The organism is Novosphingobium sp. BF6 (assembly GCF_058273105.1).
On the sequence record NZ_CM177776.1, the window covers coordinates 1,621,309 to 1,640,515 of the forward strand.

Annotated in this window: 14 protein-coding genes; 11 read left to right on the forward strand and 3 right to left on the reverse strand. The window is 65.5% G+C overall.

What is annotated here, in order from left to right; genetic code table 11:
- Nucleotides 1-71: 71 nt before the first annotated feature.
- From AC4D6D_RS22255 to AC4D6D_RS22265, 3 genes are all read right to left on the reverse strand, one after another.
- Entirely contained in the window at nucleotides 72-1,721 is a 1,650-nt protein-coding gene (locus AC4D6D_RS22255) for a GGDEF domain-containing protein (protein WP_491327694.1), read from the reverse strand.
- A gap of 250 nt (nucleotides 1,722-1,971) precedes the next feature.
- On the reverse strand, nucleotides 1,972-3,162 hold the full coding sequence (locus AC4D6D_RS22260; RefSeq protein WP_491327695.1) for a M24 family metallopeptidase: 1,191 nt from the start codon (nucleotides 3,160-3,162) through the stop codon (nucleotides 1,972-1,974).
- Nucleotides 3,163-3,176: 14 nt separating this feature from the next.
- On the reverse strand, nucleotides 3,177-4,448 hold the full coding sequence (locus tag AC4D6D_RS22265) for an NAD(P)/FAD-dependent oxidoreductase (RefSeq protein WP_491327696.1): 1,272 nt from the start codon (nucleotides 4,446-4,448) through the stop codon (nucleotides 3,177-3,179).
- A 211-nt stretch (nucleotides 4,449-4,659) separates the two neighbouring features.
- Between AC4D6D_RS22265 and AC4D6D_RS22270 the strand changes: the two genes are divergently transcribed.
- The 11 genes from AC4D6D_RS22270 (at nucleotide 4,660) to AC4D6D_RS22320 (ending at nucleotide 19,107) form a co-directional block, all read left to right on the forward strand.
- Entirely contained in the window at nucleotides 4,660-5,319 is a 660-nt protein-coding gene (locus tag AC4D6D_RS22270; RefSeq protein WP_491327697.1) for a GntR family transcriptional regulator, read from the forward strand.
- A gap of 20 nt (nucleotides 5,320-5,339) precedes the next feature.
- Nucleotides 5,340-6,758, forward strand: a complete 1,419-nt coding sequence (locus AC4D6D_RS22275; protein ID WP_147217095.1) for an amino acid permease — start codon at nucleotides 5,340-5,342, stop codon at nucleotides 6,756-6,758.
- 50 nt (nucleotides 6,759-6,808) lie between these two features.
- Nucleotides 6,809-8,323, forward strand: coding sequence for a glycoside hydrolase family 27 protein (locus AC4D6D_RS22280; RefSeq protein WP_491327698.1), 1,515 nt, complete (start codon nucleotides 6,809-6,811; stop codon nucleotides 8,321-8,323).
- A 321-nt stretch (nucleotides 8,324-8,644) separates the two neighbouring features.
- Nucleotides 8,645-9,319 carry a PepSY-associated TM helix domain-containing protein gene (locus AC4D6D_RS22285; protein ID WP_491328794.1) on the forward strand — a complete coding sequence of 225 codons (675 nt, stop codon included), beginning with the start codon at nucleotides 8,645-8,647 and terminating at the stop codon, nucleotides 9,317-9,319.
- A 17-nt stretch (nucleotides 9,320-9,336) separates the two neighbouring features.
- A complete protein-coding gene (locus AC4D6D_RS22290; RefSeq protein WP_491327699.1) occupies nucleotides 9,337-9,840 on the forward strand; it encodes a DUF2271 domain-containing protein in 504 nt (167 codons plus the stop codon).
- 41 nt (nucleotides 9,841-9,881) lie between these two features.
- On the forward strand, nucleotides 9,882-10,757 hold the full coding sequence (locus AC4D6D_RS22295; RefSeq protein ID WP_491327700.1) for a DUF4198 domain-containing protein: 876 nt from the start codon (nucleotides 9,882-9,884) through the stop codon (nucleotides 10,755-10,757).
- An 8-nt stretch (nucleotides 10,758-10,765) separates the two neighbouring features.
- Entirely contained in the window at nucleotides 10,766-11,749 is a 984-nt protein-coding gene (locus tag AC4D6D_RS22300) for an FAD:protein FMN transferase (protein WP_491328795.1), read from the forward strand.
- A gap of 151 nt (nucleotides 11,750-11,900) precedes the next feature.
- Nucleotides 11,901-14,336, forward strand: a complete 2,436-nt coding sequence (locus AC4D6D_RS22305; protein WP_491327701.1) for a TonB-dependent receptor — start codon at nucleotides 11,901-11,903, stop codon at nucleotides 14,334-14,336.
- Between the two features lie 109 nt (nucleotides 14,337-14,445).
- On the forward strand, nucleotides 14,446-15,126 hold the full coding sequence (locus AC4D6D_RS22310) for a Fe2+-dependent dioxygenase (RefSeq protein WP_491327702.1): 681 nt from the start codon (nucleotides 14,446-14,448) through the stop codon (nucleotides 15,124-15,126).
- Nucleotides 15,123-16,244 (forward strand): alpha-hydroxy acid oxidase, encoded by a 1,122-nt coding sequence (locus AC4D6D_RS22315; protein ID WP_491327703.1) that lies wholly within the window; start codon nucleotides 15,123-15,125, stop codon nucleotides 16,242-16,244. Before AC4D6D_RS22310 ends, AC4D6D_RS22315 begins: the two co-directional genes overlap by 4 nt.
- A 277-nt stretch (nucleotides 16,245-16,521) precedes the next feature.
- Nucleotides 16,522-19,107, forward strand: a complete 2,586-nt coding sequence (locus AC4D6D_RS22320) for a TonB-dependent receptor (protein ID WP_491327704.1) — start codon at nucleotides 16,522-16,524, stop codon at nucleotides 19,105-19,107.
- Nucleotides 19,108-19,207: the final 100 nt, after the last annotated feature.

Consider the following 19,207-nt stretch of genomic DNA (forward strand, 5'->3'; position numbering starts at 1 on the left):
GCTGACGGAGAACTGGGCGCGATGGAAGGCCGCTATTTGGCCGATGTCGAGCCTCACGGCGTCATGACGCTTCAGTTCCCCAGCGTGATCTGGTCAAGATCGTCGGCGGCAGGATCGGCTGCATCGAGAAGGCGGATCGCGACCTGATCGCGACCGCCCCGCTTGGCTTCGTAAAGCGCCTCGTCGGCTAGGCGATAGAGCGCGCGAAAATCGGCAGCCATGGCGGTTTCCGCGATGCCGATGCTCACCGTGACCTTGCGGTGGCCGATGACATCGCCATGCTCGCAGTTGCCGATCTGCTGACGAAGGGTATCCGCGAGGCGCATGAGTTCGAAACCCGCAAGCCCGGCAACCAGCATCGCGAACTCCTCTCCGCCCAGGCGGGCTACCGTGCAGGAAGGGCTTTCGTAAGGCGCGATGCAGCGCGCGATCGCCGCCAGCACGACATCGCCCGCTTCATGACCGTAGACATCGTTGATCGACTTGAACCAGTCCACGTCGATCAACAGCAGGGCCACCACTCCGCCCTGCGAGGTTTCCAGCACGGTGCCGACCCGTTCGATGAAGCCGCGCCGGTTGGGAAGCCCGGTCAAGGCATCGCGGCGGGCGAGTTCCTGCGCCTGTGCTTCGGCCTGACGCGCCATGTCGCGCTCCACACGCAGGCGGGCATGCGAGCGCGAGGCAGCGACGGAAAGCCAGAGCGTCTGCCAGGCCGCTGCAAACAGCACGAGGATCTGCGATCCGCCGCCCCAGAACATTGCGTCCGCATCGAAAAAGCTCGTCGAGGCGAGGACGAGCATCGGCACTGCCCAGGCTCCGGCGAAGCTGCGCGCCTCGCCGCTCCCGCGCCGCCAGGCCTGTCCGATGCAGAAGGCCACTGCGACCAGGTTGGCGAGGACCAGAATGCCCAGCACGCCGCCCAACTTGTCGATCGGGCCGGAACGCATCAGCGAGAGCGGTATGCCGAGCACGAATACGCCGCCCGTCAACCCGAGCGCAGTCCGTCTCAGCCAGCGGCTGACGCAGTGCGGTTCAAGCGCCGTTACGGCACTGAGAGTGGCAAGCGAGATAGCAAGGCAGGAAAGCCCGGTGCAGATCTGCGCGGATATCGCACCTGCCATGCCCGGAAAGAAGAACAGATGAAGCTGCGACCAGCAAGCGCCCCAGACGATCATGCAGGTGGCCCAGGCCGCCTGCCAGGCCGAGAACTGCCTGCGTACGGCCACGGCAAGCGAGGCATTGTAGATCGCCCCCGCCAGCAGCAGCACGAGCGCCGCGCCGATCGAAGTGGCCAGCCCGGTGGTCTGCGTGCTTTCCTCGCCGCGCCCGACCAGCCTCATGCGCAGCAGATGCGCGCTCGCGACTTTGTCGAAGCGCATGGTCACGCCGGTCAGCGGCACGTCGCGGTGCGGCGCGCGGAAAGCGAGCTGTCCCCCTGCCCGCCAGTGCGTACCGAAATCGCCGCTACGTACGTCCTGCCGCTCGACCGCGCCATCGGCATAGGAGAAGGCGACGACCAGACGATCGAACCGCGAACTATGGACGATCAGCGAAAGGTCATCGCGCTCGTCAGCCCCCGGAGGCAGCATGGCGTGCAGCCAGAGCGTCCCCTTCTGATAGCCCTCCGGTTCACCGGAGCAGACGAATGTCGGTAGCGCGCCCAAGTCCGCCGCTACCGTCCGGCTGACGGCATGACACAGCGGCCGGCCGATCTGCAGCACTTCCGCAGAAGCCGGTTGCGGCCAAGCCAAGCCAACCCACCCCATGCACACGGTTGTGCAGAAGGCGAAGAGCGCCCTTCGAAAAAGACGCTGGAATGGCGATTCGCAAACCATCGCGTCGCGATCTATGGCACAATATTGCCTCCAACAAGGTTACCCGATTAACCGAAATCAGCTAACCCAAGCGTGGTGTTGCCATTTACAGGGTCCCGGCATCCAGCTGCGATGCTTCTGCCGGGACCCTGATGACCTATTCCGCGAAAGGCCGGTCGATCGACACCTGAGGCCGGGTGAACCACTGCGCGCCGGTTTCGGTCACGAACATGTGATCTTCCAGACGCACGCCGAACTGCTTTGGAACGACGATCATCGGCTCGTTCGAGAAGCACATGCCCGGTTCCAGCGGCGTCTTGTCGCCGCGCACGAGATAGGCCGGTTCGTGGATCGACAGGCCGATGCCGTGGCCGGTACGATGCGGCAGGCCGGGCAGGTTGTAGTCCGGTCCCAGCCCCGCCTTGTCGAGCACCGCGCGGGCGGCATAGTCCACCGCCTCGCAAGGCTCGCCCGGACGGCAGGCATCGAAAGCGGCCTGCTGGGCTTCCTTCTCGATGTCCCAGATGCGGCGGATGTCCTGCGACACTTCACCAAAGGCGTAAGTGCGGGTGATGTCCGAGTGATAGCCCTGGATCGTGCAGCCGGTATCGACCAGCACGAGTTGGCCTTCCTGAAGCTCACGGTCGCCGGGAAGCCCGTGAGGATAGGCGGTCGCCTCCCCGAACTGGACGATGCAGAAGCTCGACCCGCTGGCACCGAGCTTGCGGTGCGCGGCATCGATGAAGTGGACCACCTCGCTCTGGCGGATGCCGGGGCGCAGGATGCGCGCGGCGGCCTGATGGACCAGCAGGGTCATGTTCTTGGCCTGCTGCATCAGCGCCAGTTCGGCCGCCGACTTGACCATGCGGCACTGCTTGATAACGGGCATCGCATCCACCAGCGCAGCCGAGCCGCCCTGCCGCACGCGCTCGGCGAAGTGGAAGGGCAGTTCGGGATCGATCGCCAGCGTCTTCACGCCCGTTTCGGCCAGAACCTGCAGGACCAGCGCGACCGGGTCCTGGTCTTCCTGCCACGAGCGAATGTCCATCGGGATGGCGAGGTCGGCTTCCAGCGTGCCGATCTCGAAATGCGGGCAGATCATGATCGGCTTGCGGCCGGGCACGAGCAGCATGGCGACGAGACGCTCAGTCTGTCCCCAGGGCAGGCCAGAGAAGTAGCGCAGCGAAGCCCCGGCGTTCACCAGCAGGGCATCGGCGCCCAGCCTGTCGGTCAGTTCCTGCGCGCGGGCCATGCGTGCCTCGCGCTCGGCCACGGCGATGGCCGGGGCACGGTCAGCCCAGGGCTCGAGGCGCGCCAGTTCGATCTCTGCGGTCGATCCGCCAATCATGTCTTTGTATTCCTTTATGCGAAACGCTGGATGTCGAAGGGCGAGAGCGGCAGCTCTGGCTGCCCGCCCGCGACCATCGCCGTGACCAGTCGCGCCGTGATCGGCGCGAGAGTAAGCCCGAGGTGTTGATGCCCGAAGGCATAGTAGAGATTGGCCGCCTTCGTCGAGCGCCCTATCGCCGGAAGATAGTCCGGCAGGGTCGGGCGGCAGCCCATCCAGCGGCGGAACGGCCCGGTGATCGGCAGACCCAGTTCCGCGACGTGGCGCTCCAGCCGCTCCCACTTGCGCGGATCGGCGGGCGCATCGACCTTGCCGAGTTCCACGAAGCTCGCCGCCTGCACCGCATGGTGATAGCGGGTGACGATCATCGAGCGCTCCTCGAAGACGACCGGCGGCAGGTCGGCAGGCCAATGGCTGGCATCGGCGCGAACGTGATAGCCGCGCTCGGCGATCATCGGCACTTTGTGGCCGAGATGCTCCATCAGCTCGCGCGAACGGACACCGGCGCAGACGAGCACCTGCTCGGCATCGACGCCGCCGATCTCGACGCGGTTTCCGGCGACCCGCAACTCGCCGCGCTGCGCCACCAGAAAGCCGCCGCGCTGCCGGAACGCTTGACGCAAGGATTGCCGCAACTCGCCGAGATCGGCGATCTGGCCGCTGCCCGAAAATCGGATCGCCCCCGCCACCGGCCGGGCGCCGAGGCCCGACAGCAATTCCCGCTCGGCTTGGGTCACGTCATGCACTTGCGCGCTGCCGGTCTCGGAAGACAGCCATCCGGCGCGGCCCTCGCGCGCCGCTCGCTCGCCATGCCAGAGCACGAAGTGGCCGTTCTGCCTGACCTGTTCCGGCGCTCCGATCCGCTCGGCAAGGGAGGTCCAAGCCGGCATCGAACCCGCCAGCAGCGGCGCCAGCGCCTCGCAGCCTGCGCGAAACTTGGCCGGACGCGCGGCAGCAAGCAGCCTCAGCCCGAACGGCACCCATTCGGCCATCGCCGACGGGGGAAAGCCCAGCGGCCCGCCGCGCAGGAACAGGCGCTGAGGCAGGCTGCGGACCATGCTCATCGAGGCCAGCGGCTCCACCTGCTCCACCGCGATATGGCCCGCATTGCCCCAGGACGCCGCAGAACCTTCGATATCGTCATCGACGATCGCGACCTGTTGTCCCGCTTCGAGCAATTCGATGCCCGTGCAGAGGCCAATCACCCCGCCACCGACAATTCCAATGGACCCCACAAAAACTCCGTTGCATAAGTCAGACCATATCGTATACCATATATCAATCACCGCCCGTTCGCACAAGGCTTCGCACCGCGATGAACGTCTCGATCCACCGCATTGATAACGCCCCGGCCCGTCCGGGCGACAAAGGATCGCGATTAACAAAACACAATCGCGCATCAAAAAAGGTCGGATTGCAGCGCCATTGGGGATCATCTACCGTATACGTTAGATCGGGGGCGTTAAGCGCCGTCGAGACGTTTATGGAGATTCACTGGTGACAATCGTCGTCCGCACCCTTGCCGAACGCATTTTCGACGTGATCCGCGAAAGGATCGTCGAAGGAAAGCTTCCTGTCATGGAGCCGGTCAGGCAGGATGCACTGGCAGCCGAACTCGGCGTCAGCAAGATTCCGCTGCGCGAAGCGCTCGCCCGGCTCGAACATGAAGGCCTGCTGACCAGCCAGGCCAATCGCGGCTGGTTCGTCCGCCCGATGTCGAGCGACCAGGCCGAGGAAATCTACCTCCTACGCCTCGCCACCGAACCGGCCGCCGCCGCCTATGCCTGCACCAAGGCCGACGATACCGACCGGCAAGCCGCCATCAAGGCTTTCGAGGTTCTCGACGCAGCGGCGAAGGAAAACCTCAGCGACGTCGCCGTGCGAAACCGCGAATATCACGTTTCGCTGGTGCGTCCCGGCAAGCGTTTGCTGACCACGCAGCTGGTCGAGCGCCTCGAAGTGCTCGCCGAACGCTACGTCATCGCGCACCTCGAACCCGCCGGCCGCGGCGACCGCGCGCACATGGAACACCGTGACCTGCTCGATGCCTGGCTCGCCGGAGAGGCGGACAAGGTGCAGAGCCTGCTCACACAGCACATCGCCAGCACGCTCGACGACTTGCGCGCTCATTTTACCGCCAGCCAGACACCAGGCTGAGACAATAACCAGGGGGATCCATGCTCGGACCGCGTAAATCGATAGAAAAACTCTCACAACGCGAATCCGGGCATTCCCTGGCCAAGACCCTGAGCTGGCCGCACCTGATTGCCCTCGGCGTCGGCGCCATCGTCGGCACCGGCATCTACACCCTGACCGGCGTCGGCGCCGAGCGCGCCGGTCCGGCGGTGATCCTCGCCTTCGCCATTGCGGGCGCCGTATGTGCCTGCGCCGCGCTGGCCTATGCCGAAATGGCGACGATGATCCCCGCCGCCGGCAGCGCCTATACGTTCTCCTATGCTGCCATGGGCGAGACCATCGCCTGGATCGTCGGCTGGAGCCTTATCCTCGAATATTCGCTGGCCTGCTCCACCGTGGCAGTCGGCTGGTCGGGCTATCTGGTCGGCTGGATAGAGTCTGCGGGCATACACCTGCCGCACATGTTGCTGGTCGGCCCCCACGGCGGCGGCATCGTCAACCTGCCTGCCGTATTGGTGGCACTGGCCGTCATGGGCATGCTGATCGCCGGTACGCGTGAAAGCGCGACGCTCAATATCGTGCTCGTCATCATCAAGCTCGTCGCCCTGTCGATCTTCGTCTTCATGGCGCTGCCCGCCTTCCAGGGCGGCAATCTCGAACCCTTCATGCCCTACGGCTTCGCCAGTACCGAGATCGAAGGCCAGAAGCGGGGGGTCATGGCCGCCGCCGCCATCGTCTTCTTCGCCTTCTACGGTTTCGACGCGGTCGCCACGTCTGCCGAGGAAGCCAAGAATCCGGGCCGCGACCTCACCATCGGCATCGTCGGTTCGATGGTCGTCTGCACCGCGATCTACATGGCGGTCGCCATCACCGCGATCGGCGCCCTGCCGTTCCAGCAGCTTGCCAACTCGCCCGAGCCGCTGGCGCTCGTGCTGCGCCAGCTCGGCCAACCCGTCGCCGCGCACCTGATCGCCCTTGCCGCCGTGCTCGCGCTGCCTTCGGTCATCCTCGTCATGATGTACGGCCAGAGCCGCGTGTTCTTCGTCATGGCCCGCGACGGCCTGCTGCCGCGCAGCCTCGCCAAGATCAGCCCACGCACCGGCGCACCCACCCGCATCACCCTGATGACCGGCGTGTCGATCGCCGTCGTCGCGGGCATCTTCCGCCTCGACGAGATCGCCGAACTCGCCAATGCTGGCACCCTGATCGCCTTCATCTCGGTCGGCGCCTGCCTGATGATCCTGCGCCGCCGCGCGCCGGAACTGCCGCGCCTGTTCAAGTGCCCCAAGCCGTTCCTCGTCGGCACCCTGACGATCCTGGGCTGCGCCTACCTGCTGTTCAGCCTGCCCGAGAGCACGCTGGTCCGCTTCGGCGCCTGGAACGCGATCGGCCTGCTGGTCTACTTCCTCTACGGCCGCACCCGCAGCGAGGCTGGACGCGAAGCCGCCGCAGCGGCCTGAAAACCTCGAACCGTTCTCAACTGTAGTTCTCAAGATCCAAGGAGATCGCGATGAAACGCGCCCTCGTTCTGGCGGCCGCCCTGCTCGGCACCGCCCTCGCGCCTGCCGCACCCGCTCTTGCAAAGACCGCCTATGACGGCGTCTGGCTGTTCGACGACACCCCGCCGACGCCGGGCGTGACGATGATGGAAGTCACCTCGAAAGGCGGAAAGATCGCCGGCACCGTCACCACCCAATGGTACGGCCCGGTCGAGATGATGAACCCGCGCATCGAGAACGGCGAGCTGAAGTTCGAGGCCCGCAACCTCAACGACAAGGAGCACCTCACCCGCGCCTGGAGCGTCGCGCTCGAAAGTGGACAAGCCCATCTCAAGGGCCGGATCTGGGAATCCGAAGTCGACAGCAAGGGCTACAAGGGCAAGGCGAAGGACGCCAAGGCCCGCGCCTTCCAGTTCTCGACCCTCGCCCCCTTCGGCGCCCCGATCCCCAACAAGCTCGCCGCCACCCCGCCGATGGGCTGGAGCAGCTGGAACAAGTTCGCCGAGCACATCGACGACAAGACCATCCGCGCCCAGGCCGATGCCATGGTCGCGACCGGGCTGCGCGATGCGGGCTATCTCTATATCAACATCGACGATGGCTGGCAGGGCAAGCGCGACGCGAACGGCGTACTCCAGCCCAACGCCAAGTTCCCGGACATGAAGGCCCTGACCGATTACGTCCATTCCAAGGGCCTCAAGATCGGCATCTATTCCTCGCAGGGACCGCGGACTTGCGCCGGTTACGAGGGCAGCTACGGCCATGTCGGGCAGGATGCGAAGACGTACGCCGAGTGGGGCTTCGACTATCTGAAGTACGACCTCTGCTCCGGCGAATGGTTCTATGCCGACGCCGACACCTTGAAGCGCAGCTATTACGAGATGGGCGCCGCGCTCCAGGCGACGGGCCGCGAATTCATCTATTCGCTCTGCGAATACGGCCGCTTCGACGTGGGCAGCTGGGGTCGCGACGTCGGTGGCCAGCTCTGGCGCACGACCGGCGACATCACCGACGACTATCCGACGATGGCGAAGATCGGCTTCGACAAGAACGGCAATCCCGACTGGGCCGGACCCCACGGCTGGAACGACCCGGACATGCTGGAAGTCGGCAACGGCGGCATGAGGCCGGACGAATACCGCACCCACATGACGCTCTGGGCCATGTCCGCCGCGCCGCTGATGATGGGCCACGACTTGCGCGAAACCAATGCTGCGACGCTGGCGATGCTCACCAACAAGCGCGTCATTGCCGTCGACCAGGACGCGAAGGGCGTTCAGGGCAAGGCCGTGCGGAAACAGGGCACGATGGAAGTCTGGGCCAAGCCGCTGGCCGACGGCCGCGTCGCCCTGGCCCTGTTCAACCGCGGAGATGCGGCGGCCTCGCTTGCTCTCACCCCGGCCGACGCGGGCCTCGCCTCGGTTTCGCAGGTCGAAGACCTGTGGAGCGGCGAAAAGACTGCAAGGTTGCCTGCCAGCTACACCGTGCCCGCGCGCGGCGCAGTCATGCTCACGGTCGGCGGCTGACTTCCGCATTTTCCGAAGTTCCAACTGCCTTCGCTTACGACGGTAGACCTGCCGCCGGGAGCCGCTCAGCCGGAACCCGGCGGCATTCGTCGCCCGCACGATTCCTGATAACTCATATTCATCTTTGTTATTGCGAGGCATTCGCACTTGTCGTAATGGCTGCCCCTCAAGGGGGGCCGGGACTCGATTCCGCATCGTTGCACGCGCTTCCCGTCCTTCAAGGGCCGTCTTTCAAGGGAAACGTGCGAGTTGAGCGGCAGCGGTGATAGTCTCGATGTGCTGGATGCTGCGGCTCTGACAGAGGCGCCCGCAACCGCGCGCATCGATCCGCCCGTTCGCAAGGCGGCTCCGGTCGCGCCGCGAAAAGCCCCTGCCAAGAAGAAGAACAAGAAGGCCCGCGCCTTCTGGCTCAAGCAGCTCCACACCTGGCACTGGGTGAGCGCGGCGGTATCGCTGGCGGGCATGTTCCTTTTCGCGATAACCGGCATCACCCTCAACCACGCCGCCTCGATCGGCGCCGAACCCAAGGTCGTGCAGAGCCAGGGCAGGATCGCCCCCGGCCTGCTGCGCCAATTGCCGCCCGCAGGGGACAGCACCGCGCCCCTGCCCACCGACGTGGCCAAGGCCGTCGCGGCCACGGTGCCGCTCGATCCCTCCGGCTTCGCCGCCGACTGGTCTGCCGACGACGAAGTCTATGTCGCCATGCCCGGTCCCGGCCGCGATGCCTGGGTCAGTATCGATCGCTCGAACGGCGCGGTCTCTGCCGAAGTGACAAAACGCGGTGTGGTTTCCTATCTCAACGACCTCCACAAGGGCCGCAACACCGGCTCCGTGTGGTTCTGGTTCATCGATCTCTTCGCAGCGGCCTGCGTCATCTTCACCGTGACCGGCCTGTTCCTGCTCCAGCTTCACGCCAAGCACCGGCCCTCGACCTGGCCGCTGGTAGGACTGAGCCTGCTGGTCCCGCTCGCGATCGCCCTGATATTCATCCACTGAGAGACAAGAAGGCACCGATGACGACATCGAAGGCACTGCCCGCGCTTCCGCTTCTGGCCCCGCTCGTGGCGGCCGGAACCATCGCCAGTCCGGCCGCGGCGGCCACCGTGAGCGTGACGATCCCGCGCATCAACGTCGCGGAATACCATCGTCCCTATGTCGTCGGCTGGCTGGAACCCGCTGCGGGCGGCCCTGCCCGCACCGTCTTCGTATGGTACGACGTCAAGAAGGCTGGCCGCGAGCCCGGCACCAAGTGGCTGGCGGACTTGCGCTCCTGGTGGCGCAAGGGTGGTCGTTCGCTGAACATGCCTGCCGACGGTCTTAGCGGCGCCACCCGCGCGCCCGGCACCTATCAGGTCGCGCTGCCCGCCAACCTTCCGGCCGGACAATATGTGTTCAAGGTGGAAGCCGCGCGCGAAACGGGCGGGCGCGAACTGGTCTCGGTGCCGATCACCGTGCCGGTCAAGAAGAGCGCTTCGGCAGCGGGCACTTCCGAACTGGGTGCCGTCACCATCCGCTGACTTCGCTTTCTCGCATTTTCTAAGATTTTTGGGGACATGACATGCGCTACAGTTCCATTCTGATCGCGTCGGCCACCGTGGCCGCCGCCCTCGCCTCGCCTGCTTCCGCGCACCGTGCGTGGCTGCTGCCCTCGACCACCACGCTGGCGGGAACCAGCGAATTCGTGACCGTCGACGCGGCCATATCGAATGACCTGTTCTATCCCGATCATTTCCCGATGAACCCCGAACAGGTCACCGTCTGGACGCCGGACGGCAGCGTGGGCAAGCTCGAAAATCCCGCCACCGGCCGCTATCGCTCGACCTTCGACGTGAAGATCGACAAGCCCGGCACCTGGAAGATCGGTACCCAGCGCTCGGCGATCATGGGCAGCTTCAAGGTGAATGGCGAGGACTGGCGCCTTGGCGGTCGCGGCCGTCCGATGGGCGCTCCTGGTGCGGGTGGGCCTGGCGGTGCAGGTGGTGCTCCGGCCCGCAGCGTTGCGACCGTGGCGGATATTCCGGCCAATGCCACCGACGTGAAACTCGTGGAATCGATCTCCGGCAACTACATCTACGTGACCGCCGATGCTCCCACCAAGACCGTGTTCGCGCCCACCGGCAAGGGTCTCGAAATCGATCCGATCTCTCACCCCGACGAACTCGTCTCGAATGAGGAAGGCCAGTTCCGCTTCCTGATCGATGGAAAGCCCGCTGCGGGCGTGAAAGTCACGGTCGTGCCCGGCAGCAAGAAGTACCGCGAGGCCGAAGAAGCCCAGGAGCTGACCACCGGCACCGACGGCGTGCTCCATGTCAAATGGCCGGTCGCCGGAATGTACTGGATCAACGCCAGTGCCAGCGACAACAAGCCCAGCGAAAAGCGCGCCAGCGAGCGTCGCATGACCTATACCGCCACCGTCGAAGTGGTCGCGCCCTGACCGGCAGCCTGCGACTGGCGATCCCTCTCGAAATCGATCCGGGCGCCCTTGCCGACTGGCGGCAGGACGCTTCGGTGATCGATTTCGGCGGGGAGACCATGGGCACGACCTGGCGCCTGCGCCTCGCCGTGCCCGAGGCTTTCGATCGGTCGGAAATCGTCGAGGCGATCGAGGCCCGGCTCGAAGACATTCTCGCGCAGATGAGCCACTGGCGCGGGGATTCGGTGCTTGGCCGGTTCAACCGCGCACCTGCCGGTGAATGGATATGCCTCCCGCCCGATTTCGCGGGTGTAATGAGTGCGGCGCTGGCCATCGCCGAGATGACCGGTGCCGCCTTCGATCCGGCGATCGGCGCTATCGTCGATCTCTGGGGCCATGGCCCGACGCCGGTCGAAGCCCCACCGACGCCGGGCGCGCTTGCCGAAGCGCGTTCGCTTTCCGGCTGGCAGCGGCTGATCTACGATCACGACAACAGTCGTCTGCTCCAGCCCGGTGGCCTTCGTCTCGACTTGTCCGGCATTGCCAAGGGCTATGCCGTCGATACCCTTGCAGCACTTCTGCGAAAACGCGGTTGCGGTCATTTCCTTGTCGAGATCGGCGGCGAACTCGTCGGTTGCGGCCTCAGGCCCGATGGCGAACCCTGGTGGGTCGATCTCGAAACCCCGTCAGGCGAAATACCGCCGCTCCGCATCGCCCTTCATCAGCTCGCCGTCGCGACCTCGGGGGATTACGTGCGCGGTCGTCATACTATCGACCCGCGCAGCGCCATGCCGGTCGAACATGCCATGGCCGTGAGCGTGCTCCATCGCTCTGCCATGCTGGCCGACGCCTGGGCCACTGCACTTTCCGTCATGCCTCCCGCCGCGATGCACGAGCTCGCGATCGGCGAAAACCTGGCAGTCCGGGCGCTGCACCGGGAGGGTGAAAGCATCAAGGAATGGCTCAGCCCGGCATTGCAAGCGCTGATAGTCGAACGGGGGGGCGACGACTGAAGGCCTTCGATATTTAACACCCGTTCCGATCACGCTGCTGTCTACAAACAGCTTTGCAACAAAAGCGATACGTTTGTAACAAAGTGTATTGCGAATGCGAATGACTCTCATTATCGGGACCGCAACAGGTTTCCAAAACATGAGGGGAAATATGTCTTTCAAGCCTTCGTCCGCGGCTGCGCGCCGTACCTTCCTGGCACTTTCCTGCATTGCTCCGGCGATTGCACCCGTAGCCCACGCCCAGCAGACCGATGGCCAGCGCGTGCTCGGCGGCGTCACCGTCAGCGATACTGCGATCAACGAGCAGCCGGGCCGCAAGCTCGAATCCCCCAAGCGCACCCGTCCGGTCCTGGACACCCCGCAGACCATCACCGTACTGTCCAATGAAGTGATCGAGCAGCAGAACCTGCTGACCCTGCGCGACGTGCTCTCGACCGTGCCGGGTATCACCTTCGGCGCCGGCGAAGGCGGCACCGGCCCCGGCGACAACATCACCTTCCGCGGCTACAGCGCCAGCAACGACATCACCGTCGACGGCGTTCGCGACAGCGCGCAGATCACCCGCACGGACTCGTACAACCTCGAACAGATCGAAGTGACGAACGGTGCGAACTCGGTGATCTCGGGCGCCGGTTCGACGGGCGGCAACATCAACATCGTTACCAAGCGCCCGAAGTCGGATGACGCCTACCTCGCGACTGCGGGCATCGGCACCGACAACTACTACCGCGCGACCGTGGACCTCAACAAGCGCGTCAACGATCTCGTCGCCTTCCGCCTCAACGGCATGTGGCACCGCAACGACGTGCCTGGTCGCGATGTCGAGGACTACAAGCGCTGGGGTATCGCGCCCTCCGTCACCATCGGCATCGACAGCCCGACCCGCCTGACGCTCCAGTACAACCACCAGGAAGACGACAACATCCCGCAGTACGGCGTGCCGTACTATGCCGGAAAAGGCGTCCCCGGCGTTCACCGCAGCGACTACTTCGGCTACCGCAACTTCGACAAGCAGCGCATCAACGTCGACCAGTTGACCGCGATCTTCGAGCACGACTTCAGCGACACCGTCTCGATCCGCAACCTCGCCCGCTGGCAGGATTCGCGTCAGCTCACTCAGGTCAGCCCGCCGCAGGGCACGTACTGCCTCGCGAACGGCGTAACCCCGCTCGGCGCCGCCTGTACCGTCAACGTCGGCACCACCGCAGCGCCCAACAACGTGCTGCTGCCCGCAGGCTACTACCTGATCGGCGGCCCGCGCGGCAATACGCGTGATACCCGCAACCAGCTGATGTTCGACCAGCTTGATCTCAAGGCGGTGTTCAACACCGGCGCCATCGAGCACACGATCACCCTTGGCGGCGCGGCGACCTGGGAAAAGTACGACCTCTACACCGGCAACTCGCTGCGCGGTGCGGACGGCTCGGTGCCCTATTCACGCTATCCGCTGGTCAACATCGCCAATCCGAACGATGTCGTGGCAGGACCGGCCAGCCCCTACTTCACGTATGGCAGCAACGTCTATGTCGGCCCGGTGAACTTCATCCGCGCCGGACACACCATCGGTGAACAGACCAATGTCGCGGGCTACCTGTTCGACACGATGAAGCTCGGCAAGTTCGAACTCAGCGCCGGTGCCCGCCTCGAACGCAATGTCGGCACCACCCGCGCGGACACGATCTGCTCGACCATGGGCGGCTGCACCGTCAGCGGCACCCGGTTCGCGCTGGGCGACGTCAGCACCGTGGGCGCCAAGACCCGCAATGCCGACACACTGTTCTCCTACCGCGTGGGCCTGAACTACAAGCCGGTCGAGCAAGTCAGCATCTACGCGGCTTACGGCAACTCGCGCACGCCTTCAAAGAACTCGGTCAACGGTTCGTGCACGGCCGAAGCACCGGGCGTCACCAATGCGACCTGCAACATCAACCCGGAATCGGCCAAGAACTACGAGATCGGCGTGAAGGGCGAGCTGTTCGACGGCGGCCTGCTGCTCACCGCATCGGCCTTCCGCAACGAGCGCGACAAGTATGCCGTCATCTCCGGCGATCCGACGGTTCCGAACCAGCAGCTCGACGGCAAGTCGCGCGTGGACGGTATCGCGCTCGGCGCCTCGGGTGCGATCACCAAGGCCTGGACGATCACGGCGAACTATACCTACCTCAAGGCCAAGCTGCTCCAGTCGGTTTCGGACGAGTGCCTTGTCGCCCCCGGCAGCGGCACTTGCACCAACACGCCTGCAAACCCCAACCCCGGTGCCGGTCAGTACCTGCCGCAGACGCCCAAGCACTCGGGCAGCCTGTTCACCACCTATCGTTTGCCCTTCGGCCTGACTCTGGGCTACGGCCTTACTTACCAGGACGGCTTCCTGCTTTCGGCAGCAACGCCGACCGCAGCCGCCGTCAAGTCGGACGACTACCTGATCCACCAGGGCTTCCTGTCCTACGACTTCACCCCGAACCTCTCGGCGCAGATCAACGTCAAGAACATCGGCAACAAGCTCTATTACCAGCGCATCCGCAACAACGGCTGGGCCACGCCGGGCGATGCCCGCTCGGCGGTCCTGACCATTACCGCGAAGATGTAAGCCAGAACCCTGTCCCAATGGCCGGCGGGCGCTCTTCAGGGCGCTCGCCGGTTTCTCTTTTTGATGCGAGTCATTGTCAGGAGCGCCGTCCTCGGCAAGAAGAGCGCCCATGGTCATCGAAATTCCCGAACTTTTCTCCGGCGACGAAGTGCGTGCATTCCGAGAAGCGCTGGAAGGTGCCGACTGGGCGGACGGACGCGCCACCGCCGGTCACCGCGCCGCGCAAGTCAAGGAGAACGAGCAGCTTCCACTCGATCATCCGCTGGCGCAGCAACTGGCCGATCGCGTGCTGGCCCGGCTCATGCAGACCCCGCTGTTCATCGCCGCCGCCCTGCCGAGCCGCGTCCTCCAGCCGCGCTTCAGCCGCTATGACGGGCGCGGGCACTACGGCAATCACGTCGACAACGCGATCTTCCCGATCCCGGGCACCGGCGAACACTTGCGCAGCGACATTTCCAGCACCCTGTTCCTCAGCGACCCCGACGCATACGACGGCGGCGAACTGGTGATCGAGGACATGTTCGGCACCCACACCGTGAAGCTCCCGGCGGGCCACCTGATCGTCTACCCCGGCAGCAGCCTGCACCGCGTCGCCCCGGTGACGCGCGGCACCCGGTTCGTCTCGTTCTTCTGGACCCAGAGCTTCGTCGCCGCGCCCGAACGCCGCCGCCTGCTGCTCGAACTCGACGGCGCGATCCAGGGCGTGGCCGGCGACCATCCCGAGCACCCTTCGATCGACACCCTCACGCAGGTCTACCACAACCTGCTGCGCCAGTGGTCGGCGACGTGAGCGACAGCCCCCTCCCCGCGCTGACGCAGATCCCGCCGGACTTGCGCAGCCTTGCCGACTACGAACGGCGCGCACCGGCCCATCTCACCGCCGAGGCCTGGCACCATATCGAGGAAGGCTCGGGCACGGGGCAGACCTTGCGCGCCAACCGCGAGGCTTTCGCGCGCCGTGGCTTCCGCCCCCGCGCCATGGCCGACCTCCGCGGCGGCGGCACCGCGACCGACCTGTTCGGACGCATCCACGCGGCGCCACTGATGCTCGCGCCGATCGCCTACCAGCGCCTCGCCCATCCCGACGGCGAACTGGCCAGCGTACGCGCCGCCACCGCGCTCGATACCGGCACGATCGTCAGCACCCTGTCGAGCGTGACGCTGGAAGACATCGCCGGGGCCGCGCGTTCCTTCGCCCGCGAACTCGGCAAGCCCACCGCGCCGCTGTGGTTCCAGCTCTATCTTCAGCCCGACCGGGAGGACAGTCTCGCCCTCGTCCGCCGCGCCGAGGCGGCGGGTTACGAGGCGATCGTGCTCACCATCGATGCCGCCATCAAGCTCTCGGGCATGACCCTGCCACCCGGCGTCGGTGCGGCGAACCTCGCCGGAATGCCGCTGCCGCGCCAGACCGCGACACCGGGTGGACGCATTCTGTTCGGCACCCCGCTCGCCGATACGGCCCCGCGCTGGGAGGACCTCTCCTGGCTGCGCGAGGCAACTGCCCTGCCGATCCTCGTCAAGGGCATGGTGCTGGGGGAGGATGCAGCGCGCGCCGTCGAACTCGGTGCGGACGGTCTCGTCGTCTCCAACCACGGCGGCCGCGTGCTCGACGGCTTGCCCAGCGTGCTCGACGTGATCGAAGAAGTGGCCGAGGCGACCGGCGGGCGCGTTCCCCTCCTCGCGGACGGCGGCTTCCGCTCCGGCACCGATGTAGTCAAGGCGCTGGCACTCGGGGCAAGTTCGGTGCTGATCGGGCGTCCGCAGATGCATGCCCTCGCCGTCGCCGGAATGCCGGGCGTGGCCCATGCTATCCATCTGCTCCGCACCGAACTCGAAGCGGCGATGGCGCAGCTCGGATGCGCGACCCCGGCCGATATCACGCGCGAGCGGCTGACCAATCTGTATTGACGCCGCGACAATTGCGGCTCGCTCATCTTCGGTAAATCTCTGAAATCGCATCGCCCGTTTGTTAGCTGACGAGGCGAAGCAACAGTGATGCAAAGCTGTCACCAATTAATACAAATTATGACGCCCCAAAGGGCGCGAACTTTGTCATGGCAGCAACAAAACAAGATGAGGGATTTACAAAGTGGTGCGATTCCGTTGCGGCCTTTTGGCATCGGCTGCCCTGACAGTCTGGCCTCTCGCTTGCGTTCACGCCCAATCGGCTTCGAGCGGCAGCGGCATGGCCACGACGACCCATGCCGCTGCCGAGGATAGCGGCGAGGAAATGGAGATCGTCGTCTCCGGCCAGAAGCCGCGCGGCTCTGTCATTGGCGACATCGCGCCGGAAGTGACCTTCAATTCCGGCGACGTGCGCGCACTGGGCGTCTCCAGTGTCACCGAACTCCTTGAGGAACTCGCGCCGCAGACCGAAAGCGCGGGCGGGGGCGCGCCGGTCGTCCTGCTTGAGGGACGCCGCATCGCCAGCTTCCGCGAAGTCGGCACGATCCCCACCGAAGCGATCCAGCGCGTCGAGATTCTGCCCGAGGAGGTCGCGCTCAAGTACGGCTATGCGGCAACGCAGAAGGTCGTGAACATCGTCCTGCGCCAGCGGTTCCGCGCCTATACCCTCGAAACCGGCGGCAAGCTCACCACCAAGGGCGACGGCCTGACCCTCAACCCCAAGGCCGATTTCCTGGCGATCCGCCGCGGCGAGCGCGTCAATATCGATGCCAACTACTCGCACGCAAACCCGATCACCGAGGCTCAGCGCGGCCTGGCGACCAGCGCGGGCAACGGCAACAACCGCACCTTGCGCTCGGGATCGGAAGCCCTGACGCTGACCGGCACTTACGCCAAGCCTCTCTCGCAGGTCTGGCTGGCCACGATCAACGGCGAAGTCACCACCACCGACACCGAAGCCCTGCGCGGCAGCGCGCTTTCCCCGGTCACCATTCCCGGCGGCAGCGCTTATGCAAGCGGCGCAGCGGACGAGACATTCCTTCCGACCGTCAACGGCCTTTCCCCGCTGACCAACAGCAACAGCACGCAGACCGGGCACCTCGGGCTGACGCTGAACGGCACGACGCAAAAGTGGCAGTGGACGGTCACCGGCAACTACGACCACAGCGACACCCGCTCGATCCAGCAGCGTCCGCTGAACCTTGCCGACTATGCCGCCGCCGTGGCCGCCGGAGATCCGCTAGCCGATCCCTCGCTGCCGATCGCCGGGCAGTTCCTGAACTTCCAGTCGGCCAATCAGTCGCGCAATTCGACCGATAGCGCCGAACTCAACCTGATCGCCACGACCTCGCCGCTGCAACTGCCCGCCGGGGCGGTGAACACGACCTTCAAGGTCGGCGGCACGCTCGACCGCTCGGAAAGCGAGATCACCCGGCAAGGCCTGACCCAGTACCGGAATGTCGACCGCAACCAGGGCGAAGCCTCGGTCAATATCGACATCCCGCTCAGCAGCCGCGCGGTGCCGCTGTTCCCCGGCGCCGGTAAAATGTCGATCAACGCAAATGCCGCCGAGCGCCAGGTTGGCGATTTCGGCACCTTGCGCACGCTCGGCGGCGGCTTTACCTGGAATCCGACGAACCAGTTGAGCCTGATCGCCAGCTACCGCGACGACCAGAGCGCCCCCAGCGCGGCCCAGCTCGGCGGCGCGGTGATCACCACCGCCAATGTCGACATCTTCGATTACACGCGCGGACAATCCGTTCGCGTCACCGCATTGACCGGCGGCAATCCCGACCTCAAGGGATCGGGCATGCGCAACTTCCGCCTGGGCGGTACTTTCCGCCTGAGTGACCCGAACATCACGCTCAATCTCGACTACAACCGCACCTGGCAGCGCAATCAGGTCACGGCCCTGCCCGGCGCGACGCCTGCAGTCGTCGCCGCCTTCCCGGAACGCTTCGCGCGCGATGCCAACGGCGATCTGGTCTCGGTCGACTTGCGGCCTATCAACATCGCCAGCGAGGACAAGTCCCAGCTGCGCATGGGCATTACGTTCACGAAATCGCTGAAGACGCCGCAGTCGCAGATCGATGCCATGCGCGAGAGCTTCCGCAAGCGTTTCCCGAACGGCTTCCCCGGTCGCCCCGACGGTGAAGGCGGCCCGCCGCCACCGCCCGCCGATGGCGAGGCCGCCGCTTCGCGGCCCGACAATGCCGGTGCTTCCCCGGACGCCACCGCGAACGCACCGGGCAATCCCGGAAGTGGAGGTGGCCGCGGCTTCGACCGTCCGGGCGGTGGGCGCGGCTTCGGTGGTGGCGGTTTCGGTGGAGGAGGACGCGGTGGGCGCCTGACCTTCTCGCTCTATCACACCTGGGTCTTCTCCGACCGCGTGGTCCTGCGCGAGGGACAGCCCGAGATCGACCTGCTCAAGGGCGGCACGATCGGCGCCAGCAGCGGCGGCACCCCGCGCCACAAGCTGGAGCTCCAGACCGGTTACTCGCAGAGCGGTCTCGGGATGCGCTTCACCGGAAGCTGGCAGAGCGGCACGACCGTGAACGGCGTGGAAGGCTACCCCACGACGCAGCTGCGTTTCGAGGATTTCGCCAAGTTCGACTTGCGACTCTTCGCCGATCTCGGCCAGCAGCCCAAGCTGGTCGACAAGATGCCATTCCTGCGCGGCTCGCGCGTGACGTTCTCGGTCTCCAACCTGTTCGACGCCCGCCAGAAAGTGCGCGACGGCAACGGCAATACCCCCTTCGCCTATTCGCCTTACTATCTCGATCCGGTAGGCCGTTCGTTCCAGCTCACGTTCCGCAAGCTGTTCTTCACGGCGCCGTCGGGCGGCCAGGGTCGCGGGCCGCGGTAAAGGGGTCGCGGCGCGACGGGTTTCTCCCCTCGCGCCGCGACCCGATAGCGTCGTTCAGAACAAACTTCAGACTAGAAGTTGCGAATGATTTGCAATAGCA

Bases quoted from the DNA above. Each gene is read 5' to 3' on its own strand.
- AC4D6D_RS22260 (WP_491327695.1), bottom strand. From the start codon at position 3,162: ATGATTGGCGGATCGACCGCAGAGATCGAACTGGCGCGCCTCGAGCCC.
- AC4D6D_RS22275 (WP_147217095.1), top strand. From the start codon at position 5,340: ATGCTCGGACCGCGTAAATCGATAGAAAAACTCTCACAACGCGAATCC.
- AC4D6D_RS22280 (WP_491327698.1), top strand. From the start codon at position 6,809: ATGAAACGCGCCCTCGTTCTGGCGGCCGCCCTGCTCGGCACCGCCCTC.
- AC4D6D_RS22290 (WP_491327699.1), top strand. From the start codon at position 9,337: ATGACGACATCGAAGGCACTGCCCGCGCTTCCGCTTCTGGCCCCGCTC.
- AC4D6D_RS22295 (WP_491327700.1), top strand. From the start codon at position 9,882: ATGCGCTACAGTTCCATTCTGATCGCGTCGGCCACCGTGGCCGCCGCC.
- AC4D6D_RS22305 (WP_491327701.1), top strand. From the start codon at position 11,901: ATGTCTTTCAAGCCTTCGTCCGCGGCTGCGCGCCGTACCTTCCTGGCA.
- AC4D6D_RS22310 (WP_491327702.1), top strand. From the start codon at position 14,446: ATGGTCATCGAAATTCCCGAACTTTTCTCCGGCGACGAAGTGCGTGCA.
- AC4D6D_RS22320 (WP_491327704.1), top strand. From the start codon at position 16,522: ATGGCCACGACGACCCATGCCGCTGCCGAGGATAGCGGCGAGGAAATG.